Below are 21,031 nucleotides of genomic sequence, written 5' to 3' on the forward strand. Positions count from 1 at the left end.
ATATAAAGCAGGCATCATTAGCCACATGGCGGTTCAAGGGGGAATGCCATCCCCTGTGTGCGCTATATTACTATAAGAATCGATTCAGCAAAAGAGCGTAGACTCCTGGCTAACATGAGGGAACACAGTGGAAAAATGCATGTTTCAAACCTGGCTTCGCCACTGGGCGCTCATTCCTGACGGCAATCCGGTTATGACGCGAACATCAGCGCTATTACCCGTTACCACAATCAAAGAGGGCCGGAAAGCCATGCTTAAGCTCACCGATGATGAAAATGAGCGTACTGGTGGTGAGCTTATGGTGTGGTGGAATGGCAGCGGTGCGGCGCAAGTGATCGCTCATGATCATGGCGCGACCCTGCTAGTACGCGCAACAGGAGCGGATTCGTTATCCGCGATGTCCCGAACGGGGGAGGATGCGCAGGCATGCCGTATTCTTTGCAATACCGCCCGACAACTCCATCGACCAGCCAATGCGTCTACACCGGTATTAACACCGCTGCGGCACTGGTTTCGCCATCTTGCCCCTGCGGCGAAAATTTATGGTGGCGTCATGACGCGCTGTGCAGAGATCGCAAACGAATTGTTCTCTTCTCCTCAGGATGAGGTCGTATTGCATGGTGACTTACATCACGGCAATGTCCTCGATTTTGGCCCGGCAGGCTGGCTGGCAATTGATCCCAAGGGGCTGCTGGGTGAGCGAGGGTTTGATTACGCTAATATATTCACGAATCCTGACCTTGCCGATCCCCGCGTTGCTATCGCGACAGACCCAAATATTTTTAAGCAACGCGTGCAACTTGTCTCTGAGATAGCCGGGATTGAACGACAGCGACTGCTGATGTGGATAGCCGCATGGTGTGGTTTATCTTCTGCATGGTTTCTGGAGGATGGGGAAAATGCGGCGATAACCTTGCGCGTCGCGGAATTAGCGATTGCTGAACTGGACGAAGAGAGCAGGCAACTTTGATCTAAGACACTGGGCTGGTAATTCTTAAACGTTATCATTAGGCTGGTAAACGTTTTATTAATCTATCAGTGTACGGCGGTGATGTTGTGTTGTTTATTACAAAACGAGTGGGCCGGAAATAATGACTTCGTTGTTTTCATTAATAAAAAAACGGCCAAACCTCATATTGCTGGTGGTTTTTCTCATCGGATCAAACATAGTCGCCTGGCTCTGGGCATTCACCGCGTTTAGGCATAATACGTCACTTCTGGCATTGAGCCTGATCGCGTGGTGTTATGGTTTGCGTCATGCAGTCGATGCCGATCATATTGCTGCCATAGATAGTGCGACGCGAAAGCTCATGCAGCAAAAGAAACGCGCACTGACGACGGGGGCATGGTTTTCTCTGGGACACTCCACCATCGTCGTGCTGGCAAGCATGGGTATTGCTCTGACCACCAGCGTGTTTAAGCAGCATATGGTATGGTTTCAGAATATTGGTGGCATTATTGGTACCGCCGTTTCTGCCGCATTTCTGCTGATTTTGGCTACCATCAACCTCATCATTTTCTGTCAGGTTTGGAAGGCGTTCCGCCATCTGAAACGTACCGGTATTTATGATCTCTCCACGGAAGATGTCACGGTTTCAGGTCCGCTGAGTTGGCTATTCCGCTCAGCCTTCAGGCTAGTTGGGAAAGACTGGCACATGTATTTTGTTGGTTTCTTATTTGGTCTGGGCTTTGACACTGCGACTGAAATCTCGTTGTTGGGCATATCAGCTTCAAGCGCCTCCAACGGGATGTCTGTCTGGTCCATTTTCGTCTTCCCGGCACTGTTTACCTGCGGTATGGCGCTGATTGATTGTCTCGACAGTATACTGATGGTTGAGGCCTACGGTTGGGCATTCAATAAGCCACAACGTAAGCTGTATTACAATATGACCATTACCGGAACCTCAGTGATTGTGGCGCTGTTTATCGGCGGACTGGAGGGGTTGAGCCTGCTGTCTGATGCGTTTTCGTTACAGGGCGGGCTGTGGGACACGGTCAGTAACTTAAGCGACCACATGGGCAATGTCGGGTTTGCCATTATTGGTGTCTTTATTGCGTGTTGGATTATTTCCGCGTTGAACTACCGTTGGAAAAAATATGACGGTCTGACGTTCAGTTGAGGTAGAAAAATCGATATGCAACTCAACGCGACACTGTCACGTTGAATTGCATTCACGCGATTGGTTATGCGGTTCATCCAGTGGGTTATTTCTGAGACTCGTCGTCCCAGGCATGCGGAGCGAACAGATAACCTTTGTTGCGTACCGTTTTGATTCGATAGGGTTCAGTCGCGTTATCAAGCAGTTTTTTGCGCAATCGGGAGATTGCGACATCGACACTGCGGTCCATACCGTCGTAGCTTACGCCGCGCAGGTTTTTCAGCAAGGCATCGCGATCCATAATCTGCCCGGCATGGGTTGCCAGCTCCCAAAGTAACTCAAAATCCGCTGTAGAGAGGGCGACTTGTTCACCGCCGAGCAGCACAGACCGATTCGTTGGGTCAATGGTTAGTGCGCCAAAACGCAGAGTGGTGTGCGGGGTGATGGTGGCAGCCTGAATCCCTTTTGCCTGGGCTGAATGTTCGTTTTGGCGTAAATGCAAGCGCAGGCGAGCCAGCAGTACTGCCGGTGGTGTGGTTTTCAGGATATAGTCGCAGGCACCCATTTCGAGGGCCAGAATATGGTTCATGTCGCTGTCCAGCGAAGTCAGCAGGACAATTGGGCCTTGCCAGCGCCCACGTAAATCACGGCAAATAGTCATACCGTCTTTACCTGGAAGCATAATATCTAACAACACCAGATCGGGTTGCACTTGCAGGATTTTCTCTTCGGCCAAATCACCACGAGGTTCGACGATAACCTCAATATCATGCCGGGCCAGATAGGCCGCAATCAGCGAACCTACTTCGGGATCATCTTCAACAAATACGATGGTGTTCATATCATTCATTTTGAATATAAAACGCCAACATACACCGCCATCGTTTTTCCTTCCATTAATCTTTTCTAAACGAGAACGCTTCCGTTATGCTAGGGACTGATGTTATTGATGTGTTAAGGCAAAACGATGGGGCTCGTAGTCAAAGCGGCGCTGGGTGCGCTGGTAGTGGTGCTGATTGGTTTACTGGCTAAAACAAAGAATTACTATATTGCGGGGTTAATTCCACTGTTCCCGACCTTTGCGCTGATAGCGCACTATATTGTGGCCAGTGAGCGTGGAATAGAGGCATTACGTACAACCATCGTATTCAGCATGTGGTCGATTATTCCCTATTTTGTCTACCTCATTTCACTGTGGTACTTCACCGGTTTTATGCGTTTACCCGTCGCGCTCATTGGCTCGGTAGTGTGCTGGAGCCTGAGCGCGTGGTTGCTGATCTTTTGTTGGATAAAACTGCACTAGCGCAGGTGGCGACCCCCGTCAACGGCAAAGCTGCGGCCGGTGACAAAACAACTGGTAAATAGATAGTCTATTAAATCAATGACTTCTTTTTCGCCGGGTGCTGTTTTCATCAACGACTTATTCAGCGCCTGCTGGCGATATTCTGCATCGTCACCTTCGTTAAACAGGATTAGTGAGGGGGCGATTGCGTTAACTTTCACTTCCGGGGCCAGTTTGCGGGCGAATGAGCGGGTCATATTATCCAGAGCCGCTTTACTGGCAGCATACGCAATATGCTTGTCGCTGCCGCGTTCTACGACGTAATCAGTAAAATGGATAATATCGCTGGCCGCATGCCCATGTCCGCGCAGCAGGCCTTCCAGCGCGTGATTAAGCAGGTAAGGGGTATTCACGTGGATCTGCATCATGCTGGACAGCACGTCAGAAAGCGGCAGCCCCGGTTTTTCGGCAACCCAGGCGCTGGCATTGTGCACAATAGCGCGTAAACCTTCGGTACGGGCTTTCACTTCATTGGCAAAAGCAAGGACCCCTTCGTCGGTCGCGAAGTCAGCCTGAATACACAGTGCCCCCGCCTCTTGCAGGCCTTCAATGGCCGGGTAGTGTGTCCGGTAGCTGACGATCACCGGCTGCTTTTGATTCAGAAAATGCCACGCGATGGCGAGACCGATGCGACGGCCCCCTCCGGTGATAAGTATTGGCAAAGCGGGCTTTTTACCCATCGAGATCTCCATGAGTCGCAAACGATGGGTCAAACATTTAACCCATCAGCATCCAGGTCGCTGGAACAGCTGCTACAAGAAGCAGGCCGATCAAAGCCATTTCCTGGCGTTTTAATACGTTGTCATGCGCGTGAGTTTTGCGGGCATAAAGGAAAACCAGCAACCCCGGAGCATACAGCACCACGGACAACAGCAGGTGCATCGGACCTGACGCGTACAGTAACCATAAGCCATAAATGCATGCACCGACACCAACAGCCTGATGAATTGGACGGGTCGCTATCTTCAGCAAAAATGCGCCGACGAGGAAATAGGGCACCAGAATCATCTCTGAGGCAATAGTCAGCAGCGTATTGTAGTCAGAACCTGTGAGCCAGATCAGCACCAGACAGACCTGTACGCAGATGTTCGTCAGCCACAATGATGCAGATGGCGCGCCTTGCGCATTTTGACGCGCAAAAATACGCGGAAATGCTTTGTGAGTGGATGCCAGAAACGGGACTTCCGCCGCCATAATCGTCCAGCTCAAATAGGCACCGCAGACAGAGACTATCAACCCCGCGGCGATAATGATTTCGCCCCATGGCCCCATCATTTTTACCATCAGACCAGCCATTGATGGGTTGCGGATTTCAGCCAGTTCCGGGCGTGCGACCACGCCAAGAGAAAGCAGGGTCACCAACAGATATACGCCAAGCGCGGCAAGTACGGCCAGCAACGTTGCGCGTCCGACATCGCGTTTGTTCCTCGCCCGTGCGGAAACCACGACAGCGCCTTCCACACCGATAAACACCCACAGGGTGATAAGCATGGTGTTTTTAACTTGCTCCCAAACAGGAACACCCAGTTTCACACCGGTAAAGTCCAGGCTAAAGGTGTCGAGCTTAAATAACATGAATGCCAGCACGATAAACAGGCCGAGCGGCAGTAGCTTCGCCAGCGTCGCCACCAGATTAATGCTGGCGGCTGTCTGTACGCCACGTAACACCAGAAAATGCACGATCCACAGCAGTACCGATGCGCCAACAATAGACTGCCAGGTATTCCCGTCGCCAAACAAACGCAACGCAGGTGTATCGGTAAAGAAGCTAAGTGCGGAAAAGACGATAACCAGATAGGAAACGTTAGCGATAACGGCACACAGCCAATATCCCCACGCGGAGCAAAAACCGATCAGTTCGCCGAAGCCTTCGCGCGCGTAGGTAAAGATACCACCATCCAGTTCCGGGCGGATACGTGTCAGGATAAGCATGGCAAACGCGAGCAGCAGGATCCCCGCACCCGTAATCGCCCAACCAATCAATAACGCTGCCGGGCTGGCTACCGCAGCCATATTTTGTGGCAGGCTGAAAACACCAGCGCCAAGCATTGAGCTTAGAACCAGCGCTGTCAGTGCGCTCAGACCCAATTTCTTTTCCATTTGTATCCAGTTACAAAAACGAGAGTGAGAGAATAATTATTTTGGCAAATCGCATAAAAATGGTGAAAGCGACTCAAGGCGCGGGATTTTACGGAGAGAAGACAGCGCATGCAATGGGGATAGGCAGATTTTTGACTAAAAATGCTAAAGGCGGCATAAAGCCGCCTTTTATTATTACTATTGCCTGTTACTTATACAGGTCGGCGCTGATGGTCATGTTGTTACCACGTTCCGACCACTGGCGGGTGATGTGGTAGTACTTCGCACCTTTTTTCGCTGCACGTTTAGCAACCTGGTAAGAGACTTCGGTCATGTTGCCATAGTTACCGGTGAACTTGATGCTGTCGAATGGCACCATCATCGCGGCGGTAGCTTTGTTCAGCTCTTCAACTTTAGTACCGTCAGGCAGGGTGACAGTGTAACGTCCACCTTTAGTTGATTGAGTTTCGAAGAAACGACCCACTTCGGCACTCGGAGACGCGGTCGTTGCCACGCCAGGAATTTCAACTTTCTTCGCGGCTTCGCCACCGGCTGCTAACGCAGCACGTCCGGCATCAGAATCAGCAGGGATCGCATCAGGGCTTTGAACAACACGTTTTTTCGCATCTTCTTTGTAGATGAATGCGGTAATACGTTGGTTACCACCCTGGTTGGCATCAACCTGGCGTACGATATAGAAAGAGTAAGCCCCTTTTTCTTTCGCCACTTTGGTGATGGCATCATTTACTTCAGGCTGGCTGCGGAAGAAACCCTGAACCGTAACGGTATCGAAAGGTTCAATCAGAACGGCCTGGTCTTTCGGTAATTCCATAACGCCGTTGATGACGCGATTTTTGGTGACTTCTGCTTTTTCAGCGTCGGCTTTATAGATATCTGCGACGACGCGCCAGTTACCGCCACTGCCAAAATCTGAGGTATCAACAACATAAAAGGAGGCTGCACCGTCTTTATCTGCACGACGGGATACGGCGTCTACCGCATCACCAATAGCATTAAAACGACCGGTAACCACAATGCGGTCATAGGGTTTCAGGGCAGCCGCTTGCTCCGGCGTCAATTCTGTCGCTGCATTTACAGAAAAAGCAGTCGCAGAAAGAAGAGCGGACGCCAGGAGAGTGTTCTTAAGCTTCATAAAAATAATCCTTCGCCTTGCGCAAACCAGGTACTGGTATTGTTATTGACTAGAAACGTGGCTGATTATTGCATTTAAATTGTGTCAGTGTCTGCGTGATTTTTCACTCATCGTGCCACCCATGCTAACAACATCGATAACATTTAGTGATATGTCTAAAAATTCGGCGTTTGGCGGCTAAAACTGATAAAGCAGTTGAATTTCATAAGTTAATTTAATGTTAATCAATTGTTCTATGGTGGCGCTTAATCATGTTTTGCCGCTTCGCTTGAGCGAATTATCAGCCTTTGCGGGCTATTTAAAGGGCATTATCCCTGCTTGCGAGTGAATTCATTCCTGTTTTGCAAATTTCATAATAAATACTGTTTTTTGGCGCTAGATCACAGGCGTCATTTTCAGTAGGTTATACAGAGTTTGTTACTGTTTTATTTTATTGAGGTAACACTGAGCTCTCTCGGGAGTGTGCGCATGCCTCTTGCGAACATTGATAAACCATCATCAAAAATACAGATGGAAGGGAACATTATGCGAATTGGCATACCAAAAGAACGGTTAACCAATGAAACCCGTGTTGCAGCCACACCGAAAACGGTTGAGCAGCTGCTGAAGCTGGGTTTTAGCGTCGCGGTTGAAAGCGGCGCAGGTCAACTGGCTAGTTTTGACGATAAGGCGTTTGTGCAAGCAGGCGCAGAAATTGTTGACGGGAATGCTGTCTGGCAGTCAGAGATTATCCTGAAGGTCAATGCGCCAGAAGCGTTTGAGATTCCGTTGCTTAATCCGGGTACCACGCTGGTGAGTTTTCTCTGGCCTGCGCAGAACCCTGAGCTACTGCAAAAACTCGCTGAGCGAAATGTAACGGTCATGGCGATGGATTCCGTGCCGCGTATTTCGCGTGCGCAGTCACTGGATGCCTTAAGCTCGATGGCTAACATTGCCGGGTATCGTGCAATTGTAGAAGCTGCACATGAGTTCGGACGGTTCTTTACCGGGCAAATTACCGCGGCGGGTAAAGTTCCACCTGCCAAAGTGATGGTAATCGGTGCTGGTGTGGCGGGATTGGCCGCTATCGGTGCGGCAAACAGCCTCGGGGCGATTGTTCGCGCCTTTGACACACGCCCGGAAGTAAAAGAACAAGTTCAGAGTATGGGCGCTGAGTTCCTTGAACTGGACTTTAAAGAAGAAGCGGGCAGCGGCGATGGCTACGCCAAAGTGATGTCCGAAGCGTTTATTAAAGCGGAGATGGAGCTGTTCGCCGCTCAGGCAAAAGACGTCGACATCATCGTTACCACCGCGCTGATCCCAGGGAAACCTGCGCCGAAACTGATCACGCGAGAGATGGTTGATTCGATGAAGTCCGGCAGCGTGATTGTCGATCTCGCCGCGCAAAATGGGGGTAACTGCGAGTATACCGTTGCCAATCAGGTGACCACCACCGAGAACGGCGTCAAGGTCATTGGCTATACCGATTTGCCGGGTCGTTTACCGACTCAGTCTTCGCAATTGTATGGCACCAACCTTGTCAACCTGCTGAAACTGTTGTGCAAAGAGAAAGACGGCAACATCACCGTTGATTTTGACGATGTGGTGGTGCGCGGCGTGACAGTGGTTCGCGATGGTGAAATTACGTGGCCTGCACCACCCATCCAGGTTTCTGCTCAGCCACAAGCGGCACCTAAAGCTGCACCTGCACCACAGGAAGAGAAAAAACCTGCATCCCCATGGCGCAAATATGCGCTGATGGCGCTGGTGGTGATTCTGTTTGGCTGGCTAGCCGATGTCGCGCCAAAAGAGTTCCTCGGACACTTTACGGTGTTCGCACTTTCCTGCGTGGTGGGTTACTACGTGGTGTGGAATGTCTCGCATGCGTTGCATACCCCGCTGATGTCCGTGACGAACGCTATCTCCGGAATCATCGTCGTGGGGGCATTATTACAAATTGGCCAGGGCGGCTGGGTGAGTTTCCTGAGTTTTATCGCGGTGCTTATTGCCAGCATTAATATTTTCGGTGGCTTCACCGTGACTCAGCGCATGCTGAAAATGTTCCGGAAAAACTAAGGGGTAACATATGTCTGGAGGATTAGTTACAGCTGCATACATTGTTGCCGCAATCCTGTTTATTTTTAGTCTGGCGGGGCTTTCCAAACACGAAACGTCTCAACAGGGTAACAACTACGGCATCGCCGGGATGGCGATTGCGCTGATTGCCACGATTTTTGGCCCGGATACCGGCAACGTCGCCTGGATTCTGGTCGCAATGATCATTGGTGGTGCAATTGGTATTCGTCTGGCGAAAAGAGTCGAGATGACCGAGATGCCGGAACTGGTGGCGATTCTGCACAGCTTCGTCGGTCTGGCAGCCGTACTGGTTGGTTTTAACAGCTATCTGTATCACGATACCGGTCTGGAACCGATCCTGGTGAACATTCACTTGACTGAAGTGTTCCTCGGCATCTTTATCGGTGCAGTAACCTTCACCGGTTCTATCGTGGCGTTTGGTAAACTGCGCGGCAAGATCTCATCTAAGCCGCTGATGCTGCCGAATCGCCATAAGTTGAACCTGGCGGCGCTGGTGGTTTCTTTCGTGTTGTTGGTCGTATTTGTTCGTACCGAGAGCGTGGGCCTGCAGGTCCTGGCGCTGCTGGTGATGACCATTATCGCACTGGCGTTTGGCTGGCACCTGGTCGCATCCATCGGTGGGGCCGATATGCCGGTCGTCGTCTCTATGCTGAACTCTTATTCAGGATGGGCGGCGGCAGCGGCAGGCTTTATGCTGAGCAACGATCTGCTGATTGTTACGGGTGCGCTAGTCGGTTCCTCGGGTGCGATTCTGTCTTACATTATGTGTAAGGCAATGAACCGTTCTTTCATCAGCGTTATTGCAGGGGGATTTGGCACAGACGGCTCCTCAACCGGTGATACCGAAGAAGCAGGCGAACATCGCGAGATCAATGCCGAAGATACCGCTGAAATGCTGAAAAATTCGCATTCCGTGATTATCACCCCAGGCTACGGTATGGCGGTGGCGCAGGCGCAGTACCCGGTGGCAGAAATTACTGAGAAACTGCGCGCCCGTGGTATCAAAGTCCGTTTTGGTATTCACCCGGTAGCAGGGCGCTTGCCTGGTCATATGAACGTGCTGCTGGCGGAAGCCAAAGTGCCGTATGACATCGTGTTGGAAATGGATGAGATCAACGATGATTTCGCCGATACCGATACCGTGCTGGTTATTGGCGCGAATGATACGGTAAACCCGGCAGCGCAAGACGATCCGCGCAGCCCGATTGCCGGAATGCCCGTACTGGAAGTGTGGAAAGCGCAGAATGTTATCGTGTTCAAACGCTCAATGAACACCGGTTATGCAGGCGTGCAGAACCCGCTGTTCTTTAAAGAAAACACCCATATGTTGTTTGGCGATGCCAAAGCCAGCGTGGATGCAATTCTAAAAGCGTTGTAATGCGTGCCTAAAAGTAAAACGGCCTCTGCGGAGGCCGTTTTTTTTGTTAAACATCCAGTTTACGCTGGGTAATCCATTCCACACGAGCCGGATCGCGATGCGAGAAAAATGCACTGATCCCGGCGTCCATGGCGGCGATTTGCGTCATTTCTTCAGCCGTTAAGGTAAAATCCAGTATCTGAATATTCTCTGTCATACGCGCTTTACGCACGGTTTTCGCCAGAGAAATAATTCCGCGTTGATAAATCCAACGCAGCACCACCTGGCCGACGCTTTTCCCGTACTTCTCACCAATCGCGGCCAGTGTCGGATTTTGAAACAGGTCATTACGCCCCTCGGCGAACGGCGCCCAGGCTTGTGGTTGAATATTGCGGCTCTGCATCCAGGCTACGGCATGCGGTTGCTGGTGAAAGGGATTCACCTCTATCTGGTTCACTGCCGGGATAATGCGGTTGAAGGCCATCAAATCTGCCAGGCGGTCCGGGTGGAAATTGCTGACGCCAATCGCGCGAATTTTCCCTTCCTCGTAGAGTTCCTCCATTGCACGCCAGGCACCGTGCACGTCGCCATAGGGCTGGTGGATTAAATACAGGTCAAGGTAATCAAGCTGAAGACGCTGTAACGAACGCGCAAACTGAGCTTTTGCGCCAGCGTAGCTGGTATCTTGTAACCACAGCTTGGTTGTAATGAAGAGTTCATCGCGGGGTACGCCGCTTTGTTTCAGCGCATTGCCGACCTGAGTTTCATTCAGATAGGAGGCGGCGGTATCGATCAGGCGATATCCCGTTTCGATGGCATCCCGCACGGCTTGCTCACACTCGTTTGCTTCGGTCATTTGGTATACGCCAAAACCGAGCAGAGGCATCTCAACACCGTTATTTAAGACAGTTGTATTCATGGAACGCTCCTGAACATCATTTTTTGCATTGGCAGCAGATTAGCAAAAATCTGTTCACACCATTAGTCGGTCAAATCGGCATAGACCTATGAGCTAAATTCATTTTTAGCAGGGAAATATGCGAAGTTTGTCACATATGCCTGGTGCAAAAAGGGCGTTATTCATGATTTACACTCATAAACTTATGCTTCTTTCGCTATCTAATCACTGCCATTCACCCCGTATATACTGCCACCTGACTTTTCCCAAGATAACAGGACGCTATGCGTACACGTGAACAGCGCTCACCGGTTGCGACGGCAAGCCACACCGGTCTCTCTTTTATTCTTATTCTCAGCGGCTTGATGGCCTTTACTTCACTTTCAACCGATATCTATCTCCCGGCAATGCCGACCATGGCGGGGGATTTAAACGGCAATGTGGAGCTTACTGTTACCGGTTTTTTGGTGGGATTTGCTATTGCGCAGTTGATCTGGGGACCGATCAGCGATCATCTGGGCAGGCGTAAACCGCTGTTCATCGGCATGGTGCTGTTTATCATCGGTTCGGCGGGGTGTGCGTTGTCTACAGATATCACGCAAATTGTTTTCTGGCGGGTCTTTCAGGCGCTGGGGGCCTGTACCGGACCGATGCTGGCGCGTGCCATGATTCGTGATCTCTTTGCTCGTACTCGTGCGGCACAAATGTTGTCAACCCTGGTACTGGTTATGGCGATTGCCCCCATTGCTGGACCATTGATTGGCGGGCAAATTATTCGACTGAGCACCTGGCACTCTATTTTTTGGTTGCTGGTAGTCATTGGTGTGCTGATGTTTATCTCTTTGCTGTGGTTGCCGGAAACACTCCCTGAAGAAAGACGCGTAAAAGCCTCACTGGCAGGCGCATTTCGTCATTACCGCGCGCTATTAACCAATGGTCGATTTATGCGCTACACCCTGAGTCTGACCTTTTATTACGTGGGTGCGTATGCGTTTATTACCGGTTCGCCATTTGTTTACATTCGCTATTACCATGTCGACCCACAGCATTACGGCTGGTTATTTGCGTTAAATATTGTCGGCGTTATGGCGATGAGTGCGGTCAATCGCCGGCTGGTGCAACGGCATGCGTTAGAACAGTTACTGAAGTACGCGACGATGTTAGCGGCACTGGCTGCTGTTGCATTGGCACTGCTGGTTAAACTGGAAATAGGGGGGGTTATTGCCATTATCATCACTGTGTTTCTGTTGTTTTCGATGAATGGGATCATTGCAGCAACCTCGACGGCCGCCGCGCTGGATGCGGCCCCCAATATCGCCGGTTCAGCTTCGGCGTTGATTGGTTCATTACAGTATGGCAGTGGCATCATCTCGTCTTTACTGCTGGCGAGATTGAGTGACGGCACCCCCTGGACTATGGCATGGATTATTGCGCTATTCACACTGATGAGCGCCGCACTGGTATTCCGTGTCAAACAGTAGTTGAACAGCCCCGCGATAGCGGGGCATACATCTATTCTTTGTTAAGATCGCTCAGCAGGACGGCAATACTTTGACCACCATTTGTTTGCTCAAGGGCAATTTTTACGATGATGGTCAGCGGTACTGAAAGCAGCATTCCAACGGGGCCGAGCAGCCAGCCCCAAAAAATCAGCGACAGGAATACCACCAGCGTAGAAAGTCCCAACCCGCGCCCCATGATGCGGGGTTCCAGGATATTGCCGAATACCAGGTTAATCACAAGATAACCTGCCAGCACGAGCAGCGCATCGTAAAAACCACTGAATACCAGGACCTGAGCAATAGGAGGAATCGCAGCCAGCACCGAACCGATGTTAGGAATATAGTTCAGGGCAAAGGCCAGCAGTCCCCAGACAAACGCGAAGCGAACATCCAGTGCGGCAAGCATGCCCCAGGCGACCAGGCCGGTGACGATACTGATGGCGGTTTTTAGTACCAGATAGTGTGAGACACTGTCGATAGCGCGTTGGATCGCGGCCATTCCTTCAAGAGGGCGGCTCATCATTTGTTTGAGTTTGCCGGGGAGTTGCGGTACTTCCAGCAGCATAAAAACCACGGTCAGCAGCAGTAGAAATATCGAGGACATCGCATTAGAGAGTTGCGTCAATAAATTGGTGACCAGCGTCATTGCAGCGTTCGGGTCAACATATTTCACCAACTCGTCGACGGAAACCCCGATCCCCGCACGTTGTAGCCACGGTTCGATATTTTTCAGTGGGATAACCAGGGACGAACGATATTGCGGCAGTGTCCGTGCCAGCTCATTTAAGGATGTACCTAAATAAGCCAGAAGCAGCACCATTAGCATGACAATAATAACAACCAGCAATGACACGGCGAATACACGCGGTATACGGAGCCTAACCATGCGCTGTACTACGGGATTGAGCACGACGGCGATAAATAACGCCAGAATAAACGGTACAATGATATCGGCGGCAAATCGGATACCGGTTAAAATGATAACCAACATGCCGAGCATAATAACTATTTTTAGGCCGTTAAGTGTGATGATCGGTTTTGCCATGTGAATCCCTGAGTTTTTTATCAATATAATAATGTGATCTGCCTCGAGCCGTTATAACAAAAATCAAACGAGTCGGGTAAAGAAGTGAAAAGATTTTGAGTTCGCATTGAACCTATGATACAAATCATCTGTGTTTAACTACCGAGGACAATTATCATCCGCGATGATGAGAAGCAACACTGCGGATAATTGTAATATTATGGACAATACGTTCAGGATGTTTTTGCGTTTACCTACACTTCTTCGTACCTCTTCCACTTTCTTGCTTGCGGGTGAGCAACACTGGCGCAACGCGCTTTAGTCCCTTCTTCTGCCTGAGCTGGCGTTATGCGCTGAGCTATCTGATTCTATTTTTTGGTTTACTGCATGCAGTAGGCCCAAAGGACTATATTCTCAAGCAGGAGAAGCATCATGTTTTACTGGATATTATTAGGTCTGGCCATTGCGGCTGAAATAACCGGTACGCTGTCAATGAAATGGGCAAGTGTAGGCCATGGTAATGCGGGCTTTATTTTAATGCTGGTAATGATCGCCTTATCGTATATTTTTCTAAGTTTTGCCGTTAAAAAAATCGCCCTTGGTGTGGCCTATGCCTTATGGGAAGGTATCGGAATTTTATTTATTACGCTGTTTAGCGTGCTGTTATTCGACGAAACCTTGTCAACGATGAAAGTTGCTGGACTGGTCTCGCTGGTGTTAGGCATTGTGTTGATCAAATCGGGTACACGCAAGCCGGCAAAAGCGAGGAGGGAGGTGACCCATGCAGCAGTTTGAGTGGGTTCACGGCGCCTGGCTTGGAATGGCGATTGTTCTTGAAATCGTTGCTAACGTCTTCTTAAAATTTTCCGATGGTTTCCGCCGTAAGGCTTATGGCGTGTTGTCGCTGGTGGCGGTGTTAGCGGCCTTTAGTGCGCTATCCCAGGCGGTAAAAGGGATCGACCTTTCTGTCGCCTACGCGCTGTGGGGAGGATTCGGGATCGCCGCAACGTTAGCCGCAGGATGGGTGCTTTTTGGCCAGCGTCTGAATAACAAAGGCTGGATTGGCGTCGCTTTGCTTCTGGCCGGAATGATAATGATCAAACTTGCCTAATCTACGTGCTGCCCGCAAACGTGGGCAGCATGTGTTATCCCTTCGCCAGTGCTTCGAGTTTATCGCGAAAACCCGTCACGGAAATGGCGCGATTATCTGCCCGCCAGCGATCTTTTGCTGCTGGAGCGGAGCTTTGCACACCAATCAATTGCCAGCCTGAATCTGTCTTTAACATCAATGGGGAGCCGCTGTCGCCAGGGAGCGTATCGCACTGATGCGACAAGACGGTATTTTGCGCCCAGCCAGTTACCACGCAATCCTGATGCGTGTACAGGTCATCCAGGTGATCTTCCGGATACCCCGACTGAGTCACTTTACGGTCTGCCGTTTTTAGCGCAGCGGTTAACGCGGCTTTATCACCGTCAAATAACGGTAGCGGCGTGATCCCAGAAGGGGGATAACGTAGCACCACCAGGCCAAAATCCCACGGGGCCGCAGAAGGTGGGACAATCCAGCCGTCACCATCTGCTTTTAAACGCTTGCCGAGAGAGGGATCAACCCGTCCTTCAATGCCGTGGATTTCATAGCGCCAGATACCCTTTTTCGACACAAAACGTAGCGCGACGGCTTTATCCGGCTTGCCTTTTGGTGGGGTGAGTAAGCAGTGCCCGGCAGTCAGGGCCAGGTGAGGTGAAATGAGCGTAGCCGTGCACAGGTTACCGCTGGCGGTTTCCAGTTGCCCGATAGCGTCCCACGGTGATTGCGTCGGGTCAGTCACCCTCACACGATCGTCATGACCAAAAAACAGCGTTTTTATGTTATCGGCTTCAGCAACGGTCGTTGCAGGCTGCTCCGCATGTGCAACGACAGGAAATAGACAAATTGAACCCAGTAATACCGCAATGGTTTTATGCATATCACACTCTGGTGGGGAATTATGATTATTAACAGCAAACCCTCAGTTAATACTATAGACGGGACGGCGGGAAAGTGGGAGTAAAATCAGATAACTACACTCAGGAAAGATAAAAATGCATGGCGATAAGAGCGCAAATTATCAGGGTAATAAGAATGAACTCAAAGCGGTAATGTGACACCATTTTACCCTCCGAAAGGCGGCGCTAAATCAGAGTGATTTAGCGCCGTATGCTATGGCATGGGGGACGCCATGGTTACTACAGATGTTTTATGCAGCCGGTTGAGCAGCTGGTTTAGCGGTTTCGTGTTTTACTGCTTTTTTGGTGTGTTTTTTAGCGGCCTGAGCTTTCTGCTCTGCGGCTGGTTTGGTTGCAGCTGGTTTAGTTGCTGCTTTTTTGGTGTGTTTTTTGGCAGCCTGTGCTTTCTGCGGCGCTGCTTTGTGTTGTTTTTTATGATGAGTGGTTTTTGCCGGTGCGGCTTTCGTGGTCGCAGCAGCAGTCGGAGCGGTAGTAGCAGTTGTTTCAGCAGCAAATGCAGCAGAAGACAGACCCATAGCAGCGGCAACAACCAGAGCTAATACTTTTTTCATTCTCATACCCTCGATTTGGTTTTTCATTCAACCCCACTGCGGGGCCGTTGAAATAACTATATCGCTGTAATCTCTGGGCTTCCGTGAGTCATTGGTTTCGGCGTGTAACCGTTTGTACAACGACTCACGGTCTACGATTACAGATAGCGGGCTTCCAGATGGGCGCGGAAATAGCGGCTGCTCAGTGGCTCTCCGGTTGCCTGGGTAATGAGCTGCTCGGTCGTGAAACGGCTGCCATGTTGCCAGATATTCTGGCGCAACCAGTCAAACAAGGCGCTAAAGTCTCCTTGCGCAATGGCGTGGTTTAAGTCTGGCAATGCACGGTTAGCCGCACTGAAAAGCTGCGCTGCATACATCGCCCCCAATGTGTACGAAGGGAAATAACCAAAACCGCCATCGGTCCAGTGGATATCCTGCATACAGCCGTTACGGTAGTTCCCGATCGTAGACAGCCCTAACCAGGCCTGCATTTTTTCATTCCACAAGGCAGGAATATCATCGACCTCAATGTCGCCGTTAATCAACGCGCGCTCGATTTCATAACGCAGGATCACGTGAGCCGGATAGCTAACCTCGTCAGCGTCAACGCGGATAAAGCCCGGTTTGACCTGCTGGTTCCAGGCGATGAAATTGCTTTCCTCAAAGGCGGGTTGATCGCCGAAATGCCGGGTTACTGCGGGAATTAACCGTTTCAGAAACGCCGGGCTGCGGCCTAATTGCATTTCAAAGAACAGGCTCTGAGATTCATGGATGGCGGTTGATCGCGCCAGGGCAATAGGTTGCCCTGACCAGTTTTGAGGTAGATTTTGCTCATAACGCGCATGACCTGTCTCATGAATGACGCCAAATAACGCGCTGAGCAGTTCGTTTTCATCATAGCGGGTGGTAATCCGAACATCTTGTGGTACGCCGCCACAGAACGGATGCGCACTAATGTCCAGGCGTCCCGCGGTAAAATCAAAACCCAACTGCGCCATGGTTTCAAGACCCAGTTCACGCTGAACTGCAGTCGGGAAGGGGCCAACCGGGGCGATAAGCGATAGTTGTGATTGTTTGGTCACCACTTTATTGAGCAATTCGGGTAGCCAGCTTTTGATGTCGGCAAAGAGAATATCCAGCCGGGCGCTGGTCATCTCTGGTTCAAAGACATCCAGCAATGCGTCGTAAGGCGAGCATCCTTTCGCTTCTGCACGCAGTCGGGCTTCTTCGCGGCTGTACTTAACCACTTCTTTCAGGTTTTCAGCAAACCCTTCCCAGTCATTGGCCGGGCGTTGGCTGCGCCAGGCATGTTCGCAACGACTGCCTGCCAGTGATTTCGCTTCTACCAGTGATTCGGGTAGCAAGGACGCTTGATGATGTAGCCGTGACATTTCGCGCAGATTGGCCTGCTCGACATCGTTCAGGTCTTCCTGCTGTGCGGCGGCGATCCACTTTGCCACATTGGCATCGGTTAACAGTTGATGCTCAAGCACGCTCAGTTCAGCCAGTGCTTCACCCCGGGCTTTGCTGCCGCCAGGCGGCATCATGGTAAACATGTCCCAACTGGCGATAGCCGAGAGGTGGGAAAAGCGAGAGAGGCGCTGGAACGTGCGGCTGAGCTGATGGTAATTATCATTGTTACTCATTTTTTGTTCTCGTTCTGTTGGACCAGATTTCAGAGTCTAACGCGATTTCGCAAATTAACCCATTCATCGTAGGTGATGGGAATTTTGGTAGCTTGTAAATGATAATGATACTTTTTATCATAATTGTGCATTATTCAGATAACGAGAACATTTCATTTTATCCAAGGAGCAGGTGTGCAACAGGAAGTCAGTAACGAATATATCGCAAGGACAAAAGCGGTGGCTGGTTGTTTCTCTATGTTTTTGTTGATGTTCGGCCTCACATTTTCCCCATTATTTTTCCCTGCCAGTCAGGACCTGCTCGCCAAAGGATTACTTTTTCCGCTGCTGTTTACACTGGAATTTGTCGTCCTGGTGCCGTTGTATTACGTTTTCTTTAGAAAAAGGGACGGTCTAGGGAAAGGAACATTCAACGCCCGGTGGTTTGCCATATTGTTTGTTGCGCTGCTGATTGTACAGCTAGTCCTGCCCTGGGTATTGGGGATCAGAAAGACCGAAGAGTGGGTGACAAGCCAGGTCTCACTGAACAGCTACGCGCTTTGGTTATCCAGCGTAACGCTGATATTTATCGCACCCGTGTATGAAGAAATCATCTTCAGGGGCTGCCTGTTCAATGCTTTTCAGTACTGGTTCAATAATAAAACAGCATTGTCGTCAGTAGTGGTGTCGGCTATTTTCGCCGTGATGCATACACAGTATGTGGATCTGAGAACGTTATTGATGTTGTTTATCGTGTCTCAGGTTTTGATCCTGGCGAGGCTGAAAAGTAACGGTTTACTGATGCCGATTATGCTACATATTTTGATGAACGGTACGGTAATTGCTCTGCAAATTAGCGCCCAGACGTTTATGTTATCGTGAGCTGTTTATGATGCCCGGTTTTCGGGCATCATTGATTATGCGTGCAGACGGTGGTGCAAACGGGCACCAACCAATAGCGCCAGCACCAGCATCAGTGCGATAAACCCGCCCACGCCGTTCCAGCCATAGCTATGCCAGAAAACGCCTCCTAGTGTACCGGCAATGCTTGAGCCCAGGTAATAGCTGAACAGATACAGTGAAGAGGCCTGGCCTTTAGCGCGTTTGGCTCGCGGCCCGATCCAACTACTGGCCACGGAATGCGCGGCAAAGAACCCGGCTGAAAAAAGCAACATACCGGCAAAAATCAGCCATAACGAGGTAAACAGGGTCATTATTAGCCCGAACAACATCACGCCTGTCGAGAACAACATTACCGGGCCGCGCCCATAACGGGTAGTCATGGAACCGGCTTTGGGTGAGCTCCAGGTGCCGGTAAGATAAGCCACGGACAACAAACCGACGACAGCCTGGCTGAGTTCCCACGGAGACAGCATCAGACGGTAGCCGATGTAGTTAAACAGTGTGACAAACGACCCCATCAGCAAGAACCCTTCTGCGAACAGTAGCGGAAGTCCTCTGTCACGCCAGTGCAAACGGAAGTTGATAAATAACGTTTTAGGCCGTAACGATGTCGGTCTGAAGTGCCGTGATTCCGGTAAGATCTTCCAGAACATGAGCGCGGAGGCGAGGGCAAAGCAGCCAATAGCCGCCAGCGCAATTCGCCAGTTAAAAAAGTCAGTAAATACGCCGCTAATCAAACGACCACTCATACCACCAATCGAGTTCCCGCTGATGTATAAGCCCATTGAGAATGCGACAAAGCTCGGGTGAATTTCTTCACTCAAATAGGTCATTCCCACGGCCGCCACGCCGCTCAGAGACAGTCCAATCAGCGCTCGCATGATTAAAATACCGTGCCAACTGGTCATCATTGTAGAAAGCAACGTACAGCAGGAGGCCAAAAGCAGCGCGGTCACCATTACCGGTTTACGGCCTATGGCGTCGGAAAGTGGGCCGGTAAACAGTAAGCCGATTGCCAGCATGGCCGTTGAGATGGAAAGCGAAATACTACTGCTGGCTGGCGATACGCCAAACTCATGCGACAGCACGGGCAGTATGGGCTGGACGCAATAGAGAAGGGCAAATGTCGCCAGCCCGGCAGAAAAAAGCGCCAGCGTGACGCGCATAAAAGGGGATGTACCGCGTTTAATAAAACCATCCGGCGGATTGACTATCTGTTCATCAACATCGCCCGCCGGGGCGGTATCGACAGTAGTTGTACGGCTCACTTAAAATCCTTGCTCAATCATTTACATCTATACCCTGTGTTTTTCAAGTCACGCAATGCGACGTGAAATCCATGGGGTCTACAGGACCAGCCTTAAGAGTATGAAAATCACAATATTCTGTCTAATATATTAATAATCTCAAATAATATCTTAAAAATATGAATATTGAACTGCGTCACCTACGTTACTTTGTGGCAGTGGCGGAAGAGCTGCATTTTGGTCGTGCAGCGGCACGACTGAATATTTCGCAACCGCCGTTGAGTCAGCAGATCCAGATCCTCGAACAGCAGGTGGGTGCACGGCTACTGGCGCGGACTAACCGCAGCGTGGCGCTTACCGCTGCCGGGAAACAGTTTCTGGCGGACAGTCGGCAGATCCTGGGGCTGGTAAATGAGGCTGCCGCCCGTGCCGAGCGACTACACCTGGGAGAGTCGGGGGAACTGCGCATCGGTTTTACGTCATCAGCCCCGTTTATTAAGGCAGTGTCCGATACGCTGTCTCTTTTTCGCCAATGCTATCCAGCAGTGCATATGCAAACCCGTGAAATGAATACGCGCGAGCAAATTGCCCCGCTCAACGAGGGTGCACTGGATTTGGGGCTCTTGCGCAATACGCAACTTCCGGACACATTGGCGCGGGAGGTCATTTTGCATGAACCGCTGATGGCGATGATCCCACGCGCACATCCTCTGGCGCAAAAGCCGGTGGTGACGCTGGCGGAGCTGGCAAATGAGCCGTTTGTCTTTTTTGATCCGCATGTTGGAACGGGGTTGTATGACGATATTCTCGGCCTGATGCGCCGTTACGATCTGAAACCAACCATCACCCAGGAGGTCGGTGAGGCGATGACTATCATTGGACTGGTGGCCGCAGGGTTGGGGGTTTCCATTTTGCCAGCCTCTTTTAAACGGGTGCAATTGTATGAAATGTGTTGGATCCCCATTGCGGAAGACGATGCGGTCTCCGAAATGTGGTTGGTGTGGCCGAAGCATCATGAACAAAGCCACGCAGCGCAACGTTTTCGCCAGCAGCTTTTAGCCGCGGTGCAGCGCGGTTAATTTAGTTTAAAAATGGTCGAAAATGTGCAGTAAATCACAAGGCTAAGTAAAAAGTTGACGGAAACCATTGAAGTGCTTCACCATAGCCCGCAGATTATTTCGGAGCGCGA

21 protein-coding genes and 1 riboswitch are annotated in these 21,031 nt (G+C 50.7%); of the genes, 11 read left to right on the plus strand and 10 right to left on the minus strand.

Features of this window, described 5'->3' with window-relative positions:
- Position 1: 1 nt before the first annotated feature.
- Positions 2-63, minus strand: a riboswitch (Fluoride riboswitch).
- Between the two features lie 76 nt (positions 64-139).
- Together NNO08_RS07180 and NNO08_RS07185 are read left to right on the plus strand one after the other, a co-directional pair.
- The gene (locus NNO08_RS07180) at positions 140-970 is read left to right on the plus strand and encodes an aminoglycoside phosphotransferase family protein (protein ID WP_442870773.1); all 831 of its coding nucleotides are present in this window, start codon (positions 140-142) and stop codon (positions 968-970) included.
- A gap of 121 nt (positions 971-1,091) precedes the next feature.
- Positions 1,092-2,120, plus strand: a complete 1,029-nt coding sequence (locus NNO08_RS07185) for a HoxN/HupN/NixA family nickel/cobalt transporter (protein WP_271456439.1) — start codon at positions 1,092-1,094, stop codon at positions 2,118-2,120.
- 85 nt (positions 2,121-2,205) lie between these two features.
- Here the strand turns inward: NNO08_RS07185 and rstA are convergent, their stop codons facing one another.
- Positions 2,206-2,940, minus strand: coding sequence for a two-component system response regulator RstA (gene rstA / locus NNO08_RS07190; protein ID WP_271455394.1), 735 nt, complete (start codon positions 2,938-2,940; stop codon positions 2,206-2,208).
- 126 nt (positions 2,941-3,066) lie between these two features.
- Between rstA and NNO08_RS07195 the strand changes: the two genes are divergently transcribed.
- Positions 3,067-3,402, plus strand: a complete 336-nt coding sequence (locus NNO08_RS07195) for a GlpM family protein (RefSeq protein ID WP_005121178.1) — start codon at positions 3,067-3,069, stop codon at positions 3,400-3,402.
- Here the strand turns inward: NNO08_RS07195 and folM are convergent.
- The 3 genes from folM to ydgH all read right to left on the minus strand — a co-directional run bounded on the left by folM (position 3,399) and on the right by ydgH (position 6,673).
- The gene (gene folM, locus NNO08_RS07200; RefSeq protein ID WP_271450413.1) at positions 3,399-4,121 is read right to left on the minus strand and encodes a dihydromonapterin reductase; all 723 of its coding nucleotides are present in this window, start codon (positions 4,119-4,121) and stop codon (positions 3,399-3,401) included. The two genes, NNO08_RS07195 and folM, sit on opposite strands and share 4 nt — an antisense overlap.
- A gap of 37 nt (positions 4,122-4,158) precedes the next feature.
- On the minus strand, positions 4,159-5,541 hold the full coding sequence (locus tag NNO08_RS07205; RefSeq protein WP_155021031.1) for an amino acid permease: 1,383 nt from the start codon (positions 5,539-5,541) through the stop codon (positions 4,159-4,161).
- 187 nt (positions 5,542-5,728) lie between these two features.
- Positions 5,729-6,673, minus strand: a complete 945-nt coding sequence (ydgH, locus tag NNO08_RS07210) for a DUF1471 family protein YdgH (protein WP_202038702.1) — start codon at positions 6,671-6,673, stop codon at positions 5,729-5,731.
- A gap of 525 nt (positions 6,674-7,198) precedes the next feature.
- Between ydgH and pntA the strand changes: the two genes are divergently transcribed.
- Positions 7,199-8,728: a Re/Si-specific NAD(P)(+) transhydrogenase subunit alpha gene (gene pntA, locus NNO08_RS07215; RefSeq protein ID WP_137381244.1), complete on the plus strand. Its 1,530-nt coding sequence runs from the start codon at positions 7,199-7,201 to the stop codon at positions 8,726-8,728.
- A gap of 10 nt (positions 8,729-8,738) precedes the next feature.
- Positions 8,739-10,127, plus strand: a complete 1,389-nt coding sequence (gene pntB, locus NNO08_RS07220; protein ID WP_271456440.1) for a Re/Si-specific NAD(P)(+) transhydrogenase subunit beta — start codon at positions 8,739-8,741, stop codon at positions 10,125-10,127.
- Between the two features lie 46 nt (positions 10,128-10,173).
- Here the strand turns inward: pntB and NNO08_RS07225 are convergent, their stop codons facing one another.
- The gene (locus NNO08_RS07225) at positions 10,174-11,025 is read right to left on the minus strand and encodes an aldo/keto reductase (RefSeq protein WP_271440548.1); all 852 of its coding nucleotides are present in this window, start codon (positions 11,023-11,025) and stop codon (positions 10,174-10,176) included.
- A 263-nt stretch (positions 11,026-11,288) separates the two neighbouring features.
- On the opposite strand from NNO08_RS07225, the gene NNO08_RS07230 reads away from it, so the two are divergent.
- The gene (locus tag NNO08_RS07230; RefSeq protein WP_271456441.1) at positions 11,289-12,485 is read left to right on the plus strand and encodes a multidrug effflux MFS transporter; all 1,197 of its coding nucleotides are present in this window, start codon (positions 11,289-11,291) and stop codon (positions 12,483-12,485) included.
- 31 nt (positions 12,486-12,516) lie between these two features.
- Here the strand turns inward: NNO08_RS07230 and NNO08_RS07235 are convergent, their stop codons facing one another.
- The gene (locus NNO08_RS07235) at positions 12,517-13,551 is read right to left on the minus strand and encodes an AI-2E family transporter (RefSeq protein WP_271450415.1); all 1,035 of its coding nucleotides are present in this window, start codon (positions 13,549-13,551) and stop codon (positions 12,517-12,519) included.
- Positions 13,552-13,681: 130 nt separating this feature from the next.
- Between NNO08_RS07235 and NNO08_RS23170 the strand changes: the two genes are divergently transcribed.
- From NNO08_RS23170 to mdtI, 3 genes are all read left to right on the plus strand, one after another.
- Positions 13,682-13,852, plus strand: coding sequence for a protein YdgV (locus NNO08_RS23170; RefSeq protein WP_086523670.1), 171 nt, complete (start codon positions 13,682-13,684; stop codon positions 13,850-13,852).
- A gap of 107 nt (positions 13,853-13,959) precedes the next feature.
- Positions 13,960-14,325: a multidrug/spermidine efflux SMR transporter subunit MdtJ gene (gene mdtJ / locus NNO08_RS07240; protein WP_271450424.1), complete on the plus strand. Its 366-nt coding sequence runs from the start codon at positions 13,960-13,962 to the stop codon at positions 14,323-14,325.
- Positions 14,312-14,641 carry a multidrug/spermidine efflux SMR transporter subunit MdtI gene (gene mdtI / locus NNO08_RS07245; protein ID WP_040233868.1) on the plus strand — a complete coding sequence of 110 codons (330 nt, stop codon included), beginning with the start codon at positions 14,312-14,314 and terminating at the stop codon, positions 14,639-14,641. The genes mdtJ and mdtI overlap by 14 nt, the downstream gene beginning before the upstream one ends.
- 34 nt (positions 14,642-14,675) lie before the next feature.
- On the opposite strand, the gene NNO08_RS07250 is transcribed toward mdtI, so the two are convergent.
- From NNO08_RS07250 to NNO08_RS07260, 3 genes are all read right to left on the minus strand, one after another.
- Positions 14,676-15,497, minus strand: a complete 822-nt coding sequence (locus tag NNO08_RS07250) for a trypsin-like serine peptidase (RefSeq protein ID WP_271456442.1) — start codon at positions 15,495-15,497, stop codon at positions 14,676-14,678.
- Between the two features lie 270 nt (positions 15,498-15,767).
- Positions 15,768-16,088 carry an acid resistance repetitive basic protein Asr gene (asr, locus tag NNO08_RS07255; RefSeq protein ID WP_199982167.1) on the minus strand — a complete coding sequence of 107 codons (321 nt, stop codon included), beginning with the start codon at positions 16,086-16,088 and terminating at the stop codon, positions 15,768-15,770.
- Positions 16,089-16,225: 137 nt separating this feature from the next.
- A complete protein-coding gene (locus NNO08_RS07260) occupies positions 16,226-17,713 on the minus strand; it encodes a carboxypeptidase M32 (RefSeq protein WP_271456443.1) in 1,488 nt (495 codons plus the stop codon).
- 174 nt (positions 17,714-17,887) lie between these two features.
- Here NNO08_RS07260 and NNO08_RS07265 point away from each other — a divergent pair, with 174 nt between their 5' ends.
- On the plus strand, positions 17,888-18,574 hold the full coding sequence (locus NNO08_RS07265; protein WP_271456444.1) for a CPBP family intramembrane glutamic endopeptidase: 687 nt from the start codon (positions 17,888-17,890) through the stop codon (positions 18,572-18,574).
- Between the two features lie 35 nt (positions 18,575-18,609).
- Here NNO08_RS07265 and NNO08_RS07270 read toward each other — a convergent pair whose 3' ends face one another.
- Entirely contained in the window at positions 18,610-19,863 is a 1,254-nt protein-coding gene (locus NNO08_RS07270) for an MFS transporter (RefSeq protein WP_271456445.1), read from the minus strand.
- Positions 19,864-20,021: 158 nt separating this feature from the next.
- Between NNO08_RS07270 and NNO08_RS07275 the strand changes: the two genes are divergently transcribed.
- Positions 20,022-20,921 (plus strand): LysR family transcriptional regulator, encoded by a 900-nt coding sequence (locus tag NNO08_RS07275; protein WP_137381232.1) that lies wholly within the window; start codon positions 20,022-20,024, stop codon positions 20,919-20,921.
- Positions 20,922-21,031: the final 110 nt, after the last annotated feature.

Source organism: Citrobacter sp. Igbk 17, assembly GCF_028069775.1.
Taxonomy (GTDB): domain Bacteria; phylum Pseudomonadota; class Gammaproteobacteria; order Enterobacterales; family Enterobacteriaceae; genus Citrobacter.